Below are 13,669 nucleotides of genomic sequence, written 5' to 3' on the forward strand. Positions count from 1 at the left end.
CCGGAGAGCGGCTCCGCCTTATCCGGCCGACATAGATTTATTCCTGTTCACGTACGGATTGTCGGATGCGACGTAAACGCCTTATCCGACCTGGATTCCCGTGGGCCGGACAAGACGCGCAGCGTCGCCTCCGGCATGGGTGCGGTGCTATTGCTTCGCCTCATCAAAACACTGAGCGATGATCTCCAGACCCTGACGAATCTGAGCATCTTCAATGGTGAGCGGTACAAGGATGCGCAGCACGTTGTAATACGGGCCGCAGGAGAGAAGAATCAGGCCTTTGTCACGGGCGCGCGCCACGATCTCGGCGGTGAGTTTGGCGTCCGGCTTGCTGTGATCGCCATTTTCAAACAGCTCGATGGCGATCATCGCTCCCAGACCGCGAACATCGCCGATCTCCGGGTATTTTTCGGCGATTGCCAACAATCCGTCTTTCAGCTTCTGGCCCAGGTCATTGGCTTTTTGCAGTAGATTTTCCTGCTCAAACACCTTCAACACTTCCAGCGCCGCCACGCAGGCTATCGGGTTACCCGCATAGGTGCCGCCCAGGCCGCCCGGTGCGACAGCATCCATCACTTCAGCGCGCCCGGTGACGCCCGCCAGCGGGAAGCCGCCCGCGATCGATTTCGCAAAGGTGGTAAGATCCGGTGCCACGCCCATCTGCTCCATCGCAAACAGCGTGCCGGTACGCCCCGCGCCGCTTTGCACTTCATCGGCAATCAGCATGATTCCGTGCTCGTCACACAGTGCGCGTAAACGTTGCATAAAGGCTGGCGTCGCGGCGTAGAAACCGCCTTCGCCCTGAACCGGCTCAATCACGATGGCAGCGATATCTTCCGGCGCAGCGTCATTTTTAAAAATTCGGTGGATACTGGCGATAGCATCGTCTTCACTGATGCCATGCAACGGGCAAGGGTAAAGCGCGCGATAAACATGGCCCGGCATCAGCCCCATACCCGCAGAGTACGGATTCACCTTGCCGGTCAGCGCCAGCGTGTAGTGCGTGCGCCCGTGGTAAGCGCCGCTAAAGGCGATGGTGCCGCTGCGTTTGGTGGCGGCGCGGGCGATTTTCACCGCGTTCTCCACCGCTTCGGAACCAGTCGTCACCAGCAACGTTTTTTTGGCGAAATCGCCCGGCACCTTCTGATTCATTATTTCGCACAGCTCCAGATACGGCTCGTAAGCCAGCACCTGGAAGCAGGTGTGTGACAGTTTTTTCAGTTGCGCTTCTACCGCCGCAACCACTTTCGGATGCAGGTGCCCGGTGTTGAGCACCGCAATCCCGCCCGCGAAATCAAGATACTCACGGCCTTCAACGTCCCACACCCGGCAGTTTTCCGCACGATCAGCGAAAATTGGGTGAATTTGCCCAACGCCACGGGGAATCGCCTGACTGCGGCGCTGCATTAACTCTTTATTGCTGCTCATTCGCGTTCTCCAGTTAAAGACCGATGCACATATATTTGATTTCTAAGTAATCTTCGATGCCATACTTCGAACCTTCACGACCCAGACCCGAGGCTTTGATACCGCCGAACGGGGCGACTTCATTGGAAATAATGCCGGTATTGATGCCGACGATGCCGTACTCCAGCGCCTCGCCCACGCGGAAGACGCGGCTTAAATCACGGGCGTAGAAATAGGCGGCAAGACCAAACTCGGTGTCGTTGGCCTGTGCAATCACATCGGCTTCATCTTTAAAGCGGAACAGCGGGGCGAGGGGGCCAAACGTCTCTTCTTTCGACACTTTGGCGTTGGCCGGCACGTCCACCAGGATGGTCGGCTGGAAGAAGTTGCCGCCGCGTTCGTGTGCTTTACCACCGCAAACCACGCGCGCGCCTTTCTCCAGGGCATCGGCAATATGCTCTTCCACTTTGGCTACCGCTTTTTCATCGATCAGCGGCCCGATGGTAACGCCATTATCCAGCCCGTCGCCGATGTGCAGTTTGCTCACCGCCTGCTGCAATTTTTCGGCAAAGCGGTCATACACGCCGTCCTGCACGTATAAACGGTTGGCGCAAACGCAGGTTTGCCCGGCGTTGCGGAATTTCGAGGCCAGCGCGCCTTCCACGGCTTTGTCGAGATCGGCATCGTCAAAGACGATAAACGGTGCGTTGCCGCCCAGCTCCAGAGACACTTTTTTGATGTCTTTCGCGCACTGTTCCATTAACTGGCGGCCAATTTCGGTCGAACCGGTAAACGACAGTTTGCGCACCAGCGGGTTGCTGGTCAGTTCGTTACCGACCGCCCCCGCCGAGCCAGTGACGACGTTAAATACGCCAGCCGGAACGCCCGCGCGGATCGCCAGCTCCGCCAGCGCCAGCGCAGAGAACGGTGTTTGACTCGCAGGTTTCAGCACCATGGTGCAGCCTGCCGCCAGCGCCGGGCCGGCTTTACGGGTAATCATCGCCGCCGGGAAGTTCCACGGCGTGATAGCGGCGGTAACGCCAATCGGCTGCTTGATAACAATCAGCCGTTTATCGGCCTGATGACCGGGAATGGTGTCGCCATAAATACGTTTGCCTTCTTCGGCAAACCATTCAATAAAGGAAGCGGCGTAGCTGATTTCGCCTTTCGCTTCAGCCAGCGGTTTGCCCTGTTCGAGGGTCATCAGACGCGCTAAATCGTCCTGATGCTCCATCATTAAATTGAACCAGTTGCGCAGAATGGTGGCGCGTTCTTTAGCGGTGAGCGCACGCCAGGCGGGCAGAGCGCGGTTGGCGGCGTCGATAGCGGCGCGGGTTTCATCTGCGCCCATTTTCGGCACGCTACCCAGCTTGTCGCCGTTCGCCGGATTGGTGACGTCGATGACTTCACCATTGTTGGCGTCCAGCCATTCCCCGTTAATCAACGCCTGCTGGCGGAATAAGTTACTGTCGTTAAGTTTCATTGTTACGTCCTGTTTTCAAAGGTTATTGATTAAATGCGGCGTGTAAGGCATCCACACTACGTGCCGCTCGCAGCGTGCGTCCGGGGTTACTCTGGCTTGCCAACAGCGTTTGTACCTTGCTGACAATATGCGCACCAATAGGAATTGCTGATGTCGCTGCCGGGGAGGGCGCATTGCAGGTGTGGATCGTGCGCGGGGTGGTGACAAACAGAAAATCGTCAATCAGCTTACCGTCCGGCGATACCGCCTGCGCCCGCACACCGGCGGGCCAGGGCTGGAGATCGCTTAACGAAAGCCGGGGACAATACTTTTGCACCAGCCGCAGATAGCCGCTTTTGCACAGCGAGTTTTTCATCTCGCCCAGTCCTGAGCGTAGATGGTTTTGCAGTACCCGGCGAATCCCCGGGGAGCCCAAAATCTCCAGCGTGTCGCTAAATGAGAAGTCGCGCTTGCGATAACCCTCGCGTTTAAAAGCCAGCACCGCGTTTGGCCCGACGGTGACGCTGCCGTCGATCATCCGGGTGAGATGAACGCCTAAAAATGGCATTGCCGGGTCGGGAATGGGGTAAATCAGGTGGTTAACAATCTGGTTATGCTCCGGCGCAAGGCGGAAATACTCGCCACGGAACGGGCAGATGATAAAGCCGGGTTCAAGCCCGAGCATTTTCACCAGCCGGTCAGCCATCAGGCCAGAACAGCTAATCAGCGTCGACGCTTCATACTCGCCGCCCTGACGGGTGCGGACAACCACGCCGTTTTTATGCTCACTGAGGCCGCTAACTTCGGCGTTATAAATAATCTCGCCGCCTCTGGCCTGGAAGGTTTTTGCCATCGCCGCTGTCACTTCGCGGTAGCTGACAATGCCGCTGGACGGCACAAAAATACCGCCGAGCCCGGTGATATTCGGTTCGCGCTCGCGCAGTTCGTCGGCGTTTAACCACTCGCGTTCAATACCGTTCGCCGCTGTGCGTTCCCATAAGGCGCGCATCCGTTCCATTTCGAGATCGGACGTGGCGACCAGCATCTTGCCGCAGTTGTCATAGCGAATGCCGTTTTGATCGCAAAAGGCTTTGGTGGCGCGGTTCCCAGCCAGGCAAAACTGTGCCTTCAGGCTACCGGGTGTGTAATAAACCCCGGCATGGATCACGCCGCTGTTGTGGCCCGTTTGATGACAGGCCGGACCGGACTCTTTTTCCAGCAACGCAATGCGGGTATCCGGATAGACATCAATCAGTTGCATGGCGGTCGACATGCCGATGATGCCGCCGCCAATAATCACAAAATCATACATCCGCTCAATTCCTTTGCGTTTACTGATGCGTCTGGTAGTGGTGAGTGGCGTAAGCGAAGTAGCCACGCTGACGCATCAGTTCACGGCGCAGATCCGGGTGCGGAGTAAATCGGTCGCGACCGTGCAACCAGAACAGGTTGTTAATCAACAGAAATTTGCCAACGGGAACCGGCACAGACAGGATGCCTTTGCTGGTTTCAATGGCGTCTGAAAGCTCGCTCAACCACACGCCTTCTTCGAAATCTTTCGGCTGAACGAACTGATCGATATAGCGCATCACCGGGCGACCCTGCTGATCGACGTCGAACACTGGATGGAAGACATCTTTACTGACGTTTTTACTCGGCGGCGCGGCAAAGCGCATCGGGCGACGCGCCAGCGGATGGCGGAAATAGTGGTCCAGATGTTCCCAGTCATCGAGATGCAGCAGCAGCGAGTTTCCGCCCTGCATGTTTTGTTCATCGATTTTCATCATCAGCACGTAGTCGGTGATCTCTTCGACGTAGGTGCCGTCGTTGTGCAGTTCCATCACACGGTGTGGTTGACGCAGATAGCTGTCTGAGTTATCGACATTTTTCACCACAAAACGCGCGTAATACTGACCGCTCATGGCATCGAAATTGGAACGGCCAATCAGATGCGCCACCGCCGTTGCCAGCTTCACCATCTCGTCCGCCTGCTTCACATCATCGACACCCACGGCGTTGATTAGCAGTGCACCTTCAGCACGGTTTAGTAGCGTCTTCAACAGCAGTGGTTGCAGCTGATTTGCACACAAGTCGTCAAGAATTTTGCCCACACGGAAACGCAGGAAAGATTTGTACTCCAGCGCCTGCACGGGCCATTCGGCAACCTGTTCGAGGAACTGTTTGGTCGTCTGTTCGGTGAAGGTGAGTTCCAGAAGACGCGGGGATTGCGCCGACGGGGTGAGGGTGAATCCGCTATAGTCCTGGCCTGAATCGACAGCGTTTGTGTGTACGGCGGTCAGTGCATTCATCAGAAGCGATCCTCTTATGAGATGTAGGGTGACATGGCGATGCTCATTTCGTAGCCATAATCTAAAAATATCTACATTTCTGAAAAATGCGCACAAAAGTGACATATTGTTTTCTTATTGTGATCGAAAACAACAAATAGTTAACATTTGGTTTGGTGAGTACCTTCAATGGGCTAAAAAATTCGGATTTAAGTCAGGAATGTATTAATGCAATTCAGTACGGGGCACAGAGAATACAGCCAGATATTTGTTACATTGGCGATGGTTTTCTCTCTATTGAAAAAGGAGAAGGAAGACTGTGATTGTAAAACAGAAGAGTAATACGGGGTCGTTAAATCCGTCGCCATTTTGCCGCCACAACCAAAGAAAAAGGGGCTACGCTTTCACGTAACCCCTTGATTTATTTGGTGGAGCTGGCGGGAGTTGAACCCGCGTCCGAAATTCCTACATCCTCGGCACTACATGCTTAGTCTGTCTTTACATTCGCTTGCCAGCTGCGGACGGACACGCCACTAACAAACTAGCCTGATTGAGTTTTAACGCTTCAACCCCAGGCAGGGCTTCCACGCGATCTCTTTTGGGTTTGACCTCTCTTGATCCCCGTCCTAAGAGCGGAGGCTAGGGAGAGAGGGCTCTAAGCAGGTTATTAAGCTGCTAAAGCGTAGTTTTCGTCGTTTGCGACTATTTTTTGCGGCTTTTTACGAGGCCAACCGCCCCTCGGCATGCACCTTGGGTTTCGCAAATCCCGTCGAATCCAGAATCAGCCCCAATGTGTAACAGCGAGTATACCAGATTTGTGAGCGTCATGACCAGCCCCAATGGCGTTATCGTTCAGGATTTAGCGCCCGCCTGGCATGATTTTTATTCGATTAAGCAAAGGGATGACGACATCTGTATCAAATATGATAGCCGATAAGATGTGCATTCGCGCCACCGGAGAGGGGAGGCGCGGTGAGGATCTGGTCAGAATATGTGATGCAGGTTTAACGGTGAGCGTTTTTCATGATACGCGCTTTATCAACCTGCCATTCACGTTCTTTGATGTCGGAACGTTTATCGTGCTGTTTCTTACCTTTCGCGACGCCGATTTTCACTTTGCACCAGGCATTTTTCCAGTACAGAGAGAGCGCCACTACGGTATAGCCTTCACGATTGACGCGACCATATAATGAGTCCAGTTCGCGCTGGTTGAGAAGTAACTTGCGGGTACGAGTAGGATCGCACACCACATGTGTGGAAGCCACTGCCATCGGCGTGATATTTGCGCCAAACAGGAACGCTTCACCGTCGCGCAGAAGGACATAGCTGTCACTAATATTGGCTTTTCCTGCGCGCAGGGATTTAACTTCCCAGCCTTGCAGGGCAAGTCCCACTTCGAACTCTTCTTCAATAAAGTATTCGTGACGGGCGCGCTTGTTAAGCGCGATGGTCGCTGAACCAGGTTTATGTGCTTTTTTCTTCGTCATAAGCGTCGTGAATCATCGGTAATCTGAAATCGAAAATACCCCATATCAATCCTGCGGGGGACAAGGCTCTATCTTAGCATGAACACGATGTTACCCAGCGCCGGGATAGCGTTTTTTTTACAGCAGGATAAATGATATTATTTGTTGGATTTTTGTTGATGGAATTTGTTATGCCTCAAATTAGCCGGACCGCACTCGTTCCCTACAGCGCGGAGCAAATGTATCAGTTAGTGAATGACGTTCAGTCTTATCCTCAGTTTTTGCCAGGTTGTACTGGAAGTCGGATTCTGGAGTCCACTCCTGGACAGATGACCGCTGCGGTAGATGTCTCTAAGGCTGGGATCAGCAAAACGTTTACTACCCGCAATCAGTTGACCAGTAACCAAAGTATTCTGATGAATCTGGTTGATGGGCCGTTCAAGAAATTGATCGGCGGCTGGAAGTTTACACCGTTGAGTCCGGAAGCGTGCCGTATCGAGTTTCATCTCGACTTTGAGTTTACTAATAAGTTGATTGAACTCGCCTTCGGTCGCGTGTTTAAAGAGCTGGCGGCTAATATGGTGCAGGCTTTCACCGTGCGAGCAAAAGAGGTTTATAGTGCCAGGTAAAATTGCTGTAGAGGTAGCTTACGCGTTACCAGAGAAGCAGTATTTGCAGCGTGTAACATTGCAGGAGGGCGCGACGGTTGAAGAGGCAATTCGCGCAAGTGGTTTGCTGGAATTGCGTACAGATATCGATTTAACTAAAAATAAAGTCGGCATTTACAGTCGTCCGGCAAAACTGAGCGATATCGTGCGCGATGGCGATCGTGTAGAGATTTATCGACCTCTGATTGCCGATCCGAAAGAGCTTCGTAGACAGCGCGCAGAGAAATCGGCGAATAAATAGCAGGCAGAAAAAAGGTGCTCACTGAGCACCTTTTTTAATCGCTATAAACAGCAAGTTTTATTCGTTGCCACTCAGCGCAGGTTTGTTATCAATATTGGTCAACACACCGCTGCTGTTAAAGGTCAGCGTCAGAGTTTGCTGCGTTACACCTTCATGGCCTGGTTGCTGGCGGAAGACATAGAACCAGGTATTTGTACCAAATGGATCGGACATCAGCGGTGTACCCAATGCGTACGCAACTTGTTGTTGCGTCATGCCAACGCGTATTTTGGACACGTCGTTAGCAGTCAGATAGTTCCCCTGGTTGATGTCAGGACGGTAAACCACTCGCTCCAGAGTGGAACAGCCTGCGGTCAACATCAATAGTACTGCTGCGGCAGCAGTCAGCGTTTTACAGCGCATAATGATTTGATTCCTTTTCGGGCCCGAGCAGTACGTGGCTCATCTGTAATATGCCGATGATAATAGACCTTTCATCACTTTAAAACCTTTTGCTTTCCGGTCTTACGGCGTTTTGCTGTCTATTCTGACCGTGAAGCGGTAAAAAAGTTTACGCTGCCAGTAGTTCTTTCGCGTTTGCCAGCGTGTTGCGTGTGACTTCACTGCCGCCAAGCAGGCGTGCCAGCTCTTGTAACCGCGCCTTTTTATCCAGGGATTGCATATGCGTTTCGGTCATAGCACCATCGGTGTCTTTGCTGACAAAATAGTGTTGATGACCGCATCCTGCAACTTGTGGCAGGTGGGTAACACACATCACCTGGGTTGATTCACCAAGCTGACGTAGCAGTTTGCCGACAACTGCCGCTGTCGGACCGCTAATCCCCACATCCACTTCATCGAAAATAAGCGCCGGGGTTTCCATTTTACGCGCGGTGATGACCTGAATTGCCAGTGCGATACGGGACAATTCACCACCGGAGGCGACTTTGGCAATGGGCTGCATCGGCTGACCTGGGTTGGTGGTTACCCGAAACTCAATACGATCAGCACCGTCAGCGCCCAGGTGATGTTCGTCAAATTTAACATCAATCGTAAACTGTCCATGCGGCATGGACAGCGCCTGCATACTGTCGGTGATCAGGTGTGCCAGCTCAGTTGCATAGTGCTGGCGTTGCAGGTGTAATGCGCGCGCCGTTTCCAGCGCCTGCTGATGATGTTTCGTTACCGCCAACGCGAGCGTTTCTTGCGAGTCGGCCTGATCGTCAAGTTGCTGCTGTTCTTCCAGAAGTGACTGATAATATTGCGGCAATGCCTCCGGGCTGACGTGGTGTTTACGTGCCAGCGAAATCTGCTTTGAGATACGCTGTTCAAGTTCAAACAAGCGGTTAGGGTCGAGATCCAGACGATCGCAGTAGTGGCGTAATTCGTCACTGGCTTCGGCAATCTGAATAGTGGCCTCTTCCAGCATATCAAGTACGCTGGACAGTTTGCTGTCCATACCAATCAATTCGCTGACCAGTTGTTTTGCAGTGTAAAGCTGACTTTGTAGGTTCGCATCTTCACCGTCGGCCATTAATGCCAGTGCATTCTGGCTGGTCGTAAGCAATTGACCGCTGTTAGCCAGACGTTTGTACTCTTCGTCGATTTGTTCAAACTCGCCGGGCTGCGGATTAAATTCGTTCAGTTCTTTTAATTGGTATTGCAGTAGTTCAGCACGGGCGGCGCGTTCCTGACTTAGTTGTTGATGATGCGCGAGGTCACGGCAGCTTTGATGCCACAACTGATAACGCGCGGTCATTTCCTGGAGCAGAGACGTTTCATTGGCGTAGCCATCAAGCAGGAATTTCTGATGCTCAGGTTTGGTGAGTAACTGATGAGCGTGTTGACCATGGATCTGAATCAGCAACTGACCCAGTTCGCGTAGCTGAGACAGCGGAACAGCCGTACCGTTGATAAACCCACGAGAGCGGCCATCGCTACTGATAACGCGACGAAGCAGGCATTCGTGGCCATCTTCCAGTTGGTTTTCTTCCAGCCAGCGCAGTGCTGCGGGCGTATCTTTCAGTGAAAAACGGGCGCACAAATCAGCGCGGGCAGCGCCGGTACGCACCATGTCGGCTTCAGCACGACCACCGAGACACAGACCGAGAGCATCTATCGCAATAGATTTACCCGCGCCGGTCTCGCCGGTTATTACGGTCATGCCGCTGTGAAAATCAATCTCAAGCTCACGAACGATAGCAAAGTTGCTGATGGTCAGTTGTGCCAACATAGTTGTTTTCCTGTATGAAAAACCATTACTGTTATTGTGTACAGTATAAACTGGTTTTATATACAGTAAAGAGGCTGGCGTAAAATTAGAATAATTTTTTTGACCAGCCGAGCTTGGTACTTAATGTGTTGAAATAGCTGTAATCTTTCGGATGAATCAGATTCAGATGGTAATCACAGCGCCGAATCAGGACATCTTCACCTTCCTGAATCGGCAGTGCTATTTGACTGTCGCAACTGATTTCCAGGTCGTTACGGCGATGCGAAAAACGCAGGCGGATCGTGCTGCTGCTGTTTATGACCAGTGGTCGCGCTGACAGCGTATGCGGAAACATGGGCACCAGGGTAATCGCATCCAGAGAGGGTGTCAGAATCGGGCCACCCGCCGACAGAGAATAGGCGGTAGAGCCTGTAGGCGTCGAAATAATCAGTCCATCGGAACGCTGAGAAAACGCAAAGATCTCGTCGATGTACACTTCGAACTCAATCATATGCGCCACTTTGCCAGGATGTAGTACCACTTCATTAATCGCGGTGCTGATGCGTTTCTGGCAATCTTGCTGGCAGACCTGCGCTTCCAGCAAAAAACGTTTCTCGCTGATGTAATGACCTTCCAGCACATCGGCTAATTGTTGCTGGGCGTTATCGGGATCAAGGTCGGTCAGGAAACCCAGGTTACCACGGTTGATGCCGATGACTTTAATGTCGTAGCGCGCGAGTGTGCGCGCTGCGCCCAGCATATTACCGTCGCCACCAACGACTACCGCGAGATCAGCCAGTTGCCCAATCTCCGCGAGCGTGCCAGTTTTCACATTCTTCAGTTGTAGTTCGTGAGCGATTTGCTGCTCGACGATGACCTCGTAACCTTTTGTGCACAGCCAGCGGTAGAGCATTTCATGTGTTGTCAATGCAGTAGGGTGCCGTGGGTGTCCCACAATGCCAATACACTTGAAATGATTATTCATTTTTCCGAGGTCCTTGTTGCGAAGATTGATGACAATGTGAGTGCTTCCCTTGAAACCCTGAAACTGATCCCCATAATAAGCGAAGTTAGCGAGATGAATGCGAAAAAAACGCGGAGAAATTCATGAGTAGTAAAGAACAGAAAACGCCTGAGGGGCAAGCCCCGGAAGAAATTATCATGGATCAGCACGAAGAGATTGAGGCAGTTGAGCCAGACGCTTCTGCTGAGCAGGTGGATCCGCGCGATGAAAAAATTGCGAATCTCGAAGCTCAGTTGGCTGAGGCCCAGACCCGTGAACGTGATGGCATTTTGCGCGTAAAAGCGGAAATGGAAAACCTGCGTCGTCGTACTGAACTGGATATCGAAAAAGCGCATAAATTCGCGCTGGAAAAATTCATCAACGAATTGCTGCCGGTGATTGATAGTCTGGATCGCGCGCTGGAAGTGGCTGATAAAGCTAACCCGGATATGTCTGCGATGGTTGAAGGTATTGAGCTGACGCTGAAGTCGATGCTGGATGTAGTACGTAAGTTTGGCGTTGATGTGATTGCCGAAACGAATGTACCGCTGGATCCGAACGTGCATCAGGCTATCGCAATGGTGGAATCTGACGACGTTGCGCCGGGTAACGTACTGGGCATTATGCAGAAAGGTTATACGCTGAACGGTCGTACGATTCGCGCGGCGATGGTTACTGTAGCGAAAGCAAAAGCTTAATTACTGTTTTCGTAATAAATTACGGCCCGGCATGAGAATGCCGGGCCGTTTTCGTTACTCCGCCACACTCTCGCGCAGCGGTTTCACAGGAAAAACTTTTACCTGCTTAATCATATTGTCCTGTACGTCGAGAATATCGATATCGTACTCGCCAATACGCACGCGAGTGCCTGCGACAGGAATCTCTTCCAGTGCTTCCAGAATGACGCCATTAACCGTGCGAGCATCATCTTCTGGCAGATGCCAGTTAAAGGCTTTGTTGATTTCTCGCACGTTGGCTGTGCCATCAATAATCACCGAACCGTCGTTTTGCGGCGTCACTTCTTCAGCAAGCGTTGGCGACATCGACGTGGTGAAATCACCGACAATCTCTTCCAGAATATCTTCAACCGTCACCAGTCCCTGAATATCGCCGTATTCGTTGACCACCAGGCCGACTTTCTTTTTATTGCGTTGAAATTTAACTAATTGTGTACTGAGCGGCGTACCTTCCGGCACAAAATAGATTTCGTCCGCAGCGCGTAGCATGGTTTCTTTGGTGAACTCTTTTTTCTCCGACATGAGCCGCCAGGCTTCACGCACACGCAACATGCTGATGGCGTCGTCCAGCGAGTCGCGGTACAGCACTATGCGCCCGTGAGGAGAGTGGGAGAGCTGGCGGAGAATCGATTTCCAGTCATCGTTGATATCGATGCCGATAATTTAACTGCGCGGCACCATGATGTCATCGACGGTCATTTTTTCCAGATCGAGTACCGACAGCAGCATATCCTGATTGCGGCGAGAAATTTGTGAACGTGATTCGTGCACAATGGTACGCAACTCTTCTTTGCTTAAAGAGCCGCTGACCACGATATCAGTTTTGATGCCCATCATGCGCATTAACATGCGGGTGATAGCGTTCAGTAACCATACCAGCGGCATCATCAAAATTTGCAGCGGTGCTAACAGAAAACTACTCGGATAGGCGACTTTTTCCGGGTACAGCGCGGCGATAGTTTTCGGCAATACTTCGGCAAAAACCAGCACCACGAAGGTCAGCACGCCGGTCGCAATTGCTACACCTGCATCGCCATACAAACGCATCCCGACAATGGTGCCCAGTGCGGAAGCGAGAATATTGACCAGGTTATTGCCGATTAATACCAGGCTTATCAGGCGGTCTGGTTTGCGCAGTAATTTTTCGACCCGTTTAGCCGAACGATTACCCTGCTTCGCCATGTGCCGCAGGCGATAGCGGTTGAGTGTCATCATTCCGGTTTCGGAGCCGGAAAAATAGGCTGAAATGACCACCATGATGATCAGAATTATGATCAACGTGGTAGTAGATATGTGTTCCAGGGGAAACTCCTTTTCTGGTTTAGCTGATTAACTGCTGGACAATTCGGCTGCCGAAGTAGGCCAGTGTCAGAATGACCGCACCCGCGACGTTAAACCAGACGACGCGGCGTCCACGCCATCCTTCATGATAATGCCCCCACAGCAGCACAATATAGACAAACCACGCCACGATAGAGAGCACAGCCTTGTCGATATTTTCCATGCTAAATAAGTTGTGCATGTAGAACAGGCCGGTACAAAGAGTGAGCGTTAACAGCACCACGCCAATTTGCGTGATGTGGAACATTTTACGCTCAATACTCATCAGCGGAGGCATTTCCTGATTAAACGCCAGCTTCTTGTTCTTCAGTTGGTAATCAATCCATGCCAGTTGCAACGCGTACAGGGCCGCAATAATCAGCGTGGCATAGGAAAAGAGCGATAAGCCAATGTGCACCAGCATTCCTGGCGTCGCTTCCAGATGGGTGATGTATTCATTGGGCATGAAGGTCGCCAGCGCCAGATTGATGAGCGCAAAGGCATAAACAATCGGCAACAGCAGCCAACCACGGTTACGTGAGGCCACGATGGTCATTACCGTACAAATCATCAGGCTGACCAGCGAACCGACATTCAACAGGCTAAGGTTTTGTCCGCTATCGCCGCCTGGCAAAATGCGGGCTTCAAGAGCGATAGCGTGGCAGACCAGCGCGATGACCGCAGAAATAATAGCCATTCGCCGCCAGCCGCCGTTTTTTTGCAGCAGACCGGGAACAATCAGCGCGAGACTGACGGAGTAGGCGACGAGCGCGAGCAGAGCAAAAACGGGCATAGTGATGTCGACAGTTTGAGCAATGAGAAAGAAAAGCAGTATAGCGTCAGGTGAACGCTGCTCCAACCGTTGCATAACAACAAAGACGCCTTC

12 protein-coding genes, 1 other RNA gene and 1 pseudogene are annotated in these 13,669 nt (G+C 52.2%); 3 read left to right on the plus strand and 11 right to left on the minus strand.

Annotated features, from left to right (window positions below; translation table 11 throughout):
- Positions 1-147: 147 nt before the first annotated feature.
- From gabT to smpB, 6 genes are all read right to left on the minus strand, one after another.
- The gene (gene gabT, locus BEG40_RS18780; protein ID WP_105285924.1) at positions 148-1,428 is read right to left on the minus strand and encodes a 4-aminobutyrate--2-oxoglutarate transaminase; all 1,281 of its coding nucleotides are present in this window, start codon (positions 1,426-1,428) and stop codon (positions 148-150) included.
- Between the two features lie 13 nt (positions 1,429-1,441).
- The gene (gene gabD, locus BEG40_RS18785) at positions 1,442-2,890 is read right to left on the minus strand and encodes an NADP-dependent succinate-semialdehyde dehydrogenase (RefSeq protein ID WP_105285925.1); all 1,449 of its coding nucleotides are present in this window, start codon (positions 2,888-2,890) and stop codon (positions 1,442-1,444) included.
- Between the two features lie 22 nt (positions 2,891-2,912).
- Positions 2,913-4,181 carry an L-2-hydroxyglutarate dehydrogenase gene (lhgD, locus tag BEG40_RS18790; RefSeq protein WP_105285926.1) on the minus strand — a complete coding sequence of 423 codons (1,269 nt, stop codon included), beginning with the start codon at positions 4,179-4,181 and terminating at the stop codon, positions 2,913-2,915.
- A 19-nt stretch (positions 4,182-4,200) separates the two neighbouring features.
- The gene (gene glaH, locus BEG40_RS18795) at positions 4,201-5,178 is read right to left on the minus strand and encodes a glutarate dioxygenase GlaH (RefSeq protein ID WP_105285927.1); all 978 of its coding nucleotides are present in this window, start codon (positions 5,176-5,178) and stop codon (positions 4,201-4,203) included.
- Positions 5,179-5,583: 405 nt separating this feature from the next.
- Positions 5,584-5,946, minus strand: a transfer-messenger RNA (tmRNA) gene (gene ssrA, locus BEG40_RS18805).
- 215 nt (positions 5,947-6,161) lie between these two features.
- Positions 6,162-6,644: an SsrA-binding protein SmpB gene (smpB, locus tag BEG40_RS18810; RefSeq protein ID WP_105285928.1), complete on the minus strand. Its 483-nt coding sequence runs from the start codon at positions 6,642-6,644 to the stop codon at positions 6,162-6,164.
- A 170-nt stretch (positions 6,645-6,814) separates the two neighbouring features.
- On the opposite strand from smpB, the gene ratA reads away from it, so the two are divergent.
- Both ratA and BEG40_RS18820 read left to right on the plus strand, forming a co-directional pair.
- Positions 6,815-7,252, plus strand: coding sequence for a type II toxin-antitoxin system toxin RatA (ratA, locus tag BEG40_RS18815; RefSeq protein WP_024191158.1), 438 nt, complete (start codon positions 6,815-6,817; stop codon positions 7,250-7,252).
- The gene (locus BEG40_RS18820) at positions 7,242-7,532 is read left to right on the plus strand and encodes an RnfH family protein (RefSeq protein WP_001117835.1); all 291 of its coding nucleotides are present in this window, start codon (positions 7,242-7,244) and stop codon (positions 7,530-7,532) included. Before ratA ends, BEG40_RS18820 begins: the two co-directional genes overlap by 11 nt.
- A 57-nt stretch (positions 7,533-7,589) precedes the next feature.
- Here BEG40_RS18820 and bamE read toward each other — a convergent pair whose 3' ends face one another.
- The 3 genes from bamE to nadK all read right to left on the minus strand — a co-directional run bounded on the left by bamE (position 7,590) and on the right by nadK (position 10,708).
- Positions 7,590-7,934 carry an outer membrane protein assembly factor BamE gene (gene bamE, locus BEG40_RS18825; RefSeq protein WP_001203438.1) on the minus strand — a complete coding sequence of 115 codons (345 nt, stop codon included), beginning with the start codon at positions 7,932-7,934 and terminating at the stop codon, positions 7,590-7,592.
- A 148-nt stretch (positions 7,935-8,082) separates the two neighbouring features.
- Positions 8,083-9,744, minus strand: a complete 1,662-nt coding sequence (gene recN, locus BEG40_RS18830) for a DNA repair protein RecN (protein ID WP_105285929.1) — start codon at positions 9,742-9,744, stop codon at positions 8,083-8,085.
- Between the two features lie 85 nt (positions 9,745-9,829).
- Complete coding sequence (gene nadK, locus BEG40_RS18835) at positions 9,830-10,708, minus strand: NAD(+) kinase (RefSeq protein WP_001059169.1); 879 nt, start codon at positions 10,706-10,708, stop codon at positions 9,830-9,832.
- 122 nt (positions 10,709-10,830) lie between these two features.
- Here nadK and grpE point away from each other — a divergent pair, with 122 nt between their 5' ends.
- Positions 10,831-11,424 (plus strand): nucleotide exchange factor GrpE, encoded by a 594-nt coding sequence (grpE, locus tag BEG40_RS18845; RefSeq protein WP_010351929.1) that lies wholly within the window; start codon positions 10,831-10,833, stop codon positions 11,422-11,424.
- 54 nt (positions 11,425-11,478) lie between these two features.
- Here the strand turns inward: grpE and BEG40_RS18850 are convergent.
- Positions 11,479-12,765: pseudogene (locus BEG40_RS18850) on the minus strand (HlyC/CorC family transporter).
- A gap of 19 nt (positions 12,766-12,784) precedes the next feature.
- The gene (locus BEG40_RS18855; protein ID WP_024165125.1) at positions 12,785-13,576 is read right to left on the minus strand and encodes a cytochrome C assembly family protein; all 792 of its coding nucleotides are present in this window, start codon (positions 13,574-13,576) and stop codon (positions 12,785-12,787) included.
- Positions 13,577-13,669: the final 93 nt, after the last annotated feature.

This window comes from Escherichia sp. MOD1-EC5495 (assembly GCF_002965965.1).
Taxonomy (GTDB): Bacteria; Pseudomonadota; Gammaproteobacteria; order Enterobacterales; family Enterobacteriaceae; genus Escherichia; species Escherichia ruysiae.

Excerpts from the sequence above, each read along its gene's own strand:
- recN (WP_105285929.1), bottom strand. The coding sequence starts at position 9,744 with ATGTTGGCACAACTGACCATCAGCAACTTTGCTATCGTTCGTGAGCTT.
- nadK (WP_001059169.1), bottom strand. The coding sequence starts at position 10,708 with ATGAATAATCATTTCAAGTGTATTGGCATTGTGGGACACCCACGGCAC.
- lhgD (WP_105285926.1), bottom strand. The coding sequence starts at position 4,181 with ATGTATGATTTTGTGATTATTGGCGGCGGCATCATCGGCATGTCGACC.
- bamE (WP_001203438.1), bottom strand. The coding sequence starts at position 7,934 with ATGCGCTGTAAAACGCTGACTGCTGCCGCAGCAGTACTATTGATGTTG.
- grpE (WP_010351929.1), top strand. The coding sequence starts at position 10,831 with ATGAGTAGTAAAGAACAGAAAACGCCTGAGGGGCAAGCCCCGGAAGAA.
- smpB (WP_105285928.1), bottom strand. The coding sequence starts at position 6,644 with ATGACGAAGAAAAAAGCACATAAACCTGGTTCAGCGACCATCGCGCTT.
- BEG40_RS18855 (WP_024165125.1), bottom strand. The coding sequence starts at position 13,576 with ATGCCCGTTTTTGCTCTGCTCGCGCTCGTCGCCTACTCCGTCAGTCTC.
- gabT (WP_105285924.1), bottom strand. The coding sequence starts at position 1,428 with ATGAGCAGCAATAAAGAGTTAATGCAGCGCCGCAGTCAGGCGATTCCC.
- gabD (WP_105285925.1), bottom strand. The coding sequence starts at position 2,890 with ATGAAACTTAACGACAGTAACTTATTCCGCCAGCAGGCGTTGATTAAC.
- glaH (WP_105285927.1), bottom strand. The coding sequence starts at position 5,178 with ATGAATGCACTGACCGCCGTACACACAAACGCTGTCGATTCAGGCCAG.
- ratA (WP_024191158.1), top strand. The coding sequence starts at position 6,815 with ATGCCTCAAATTAGCCGGACCGCACTCGTTCCCTACAGCGCGGAGCAA.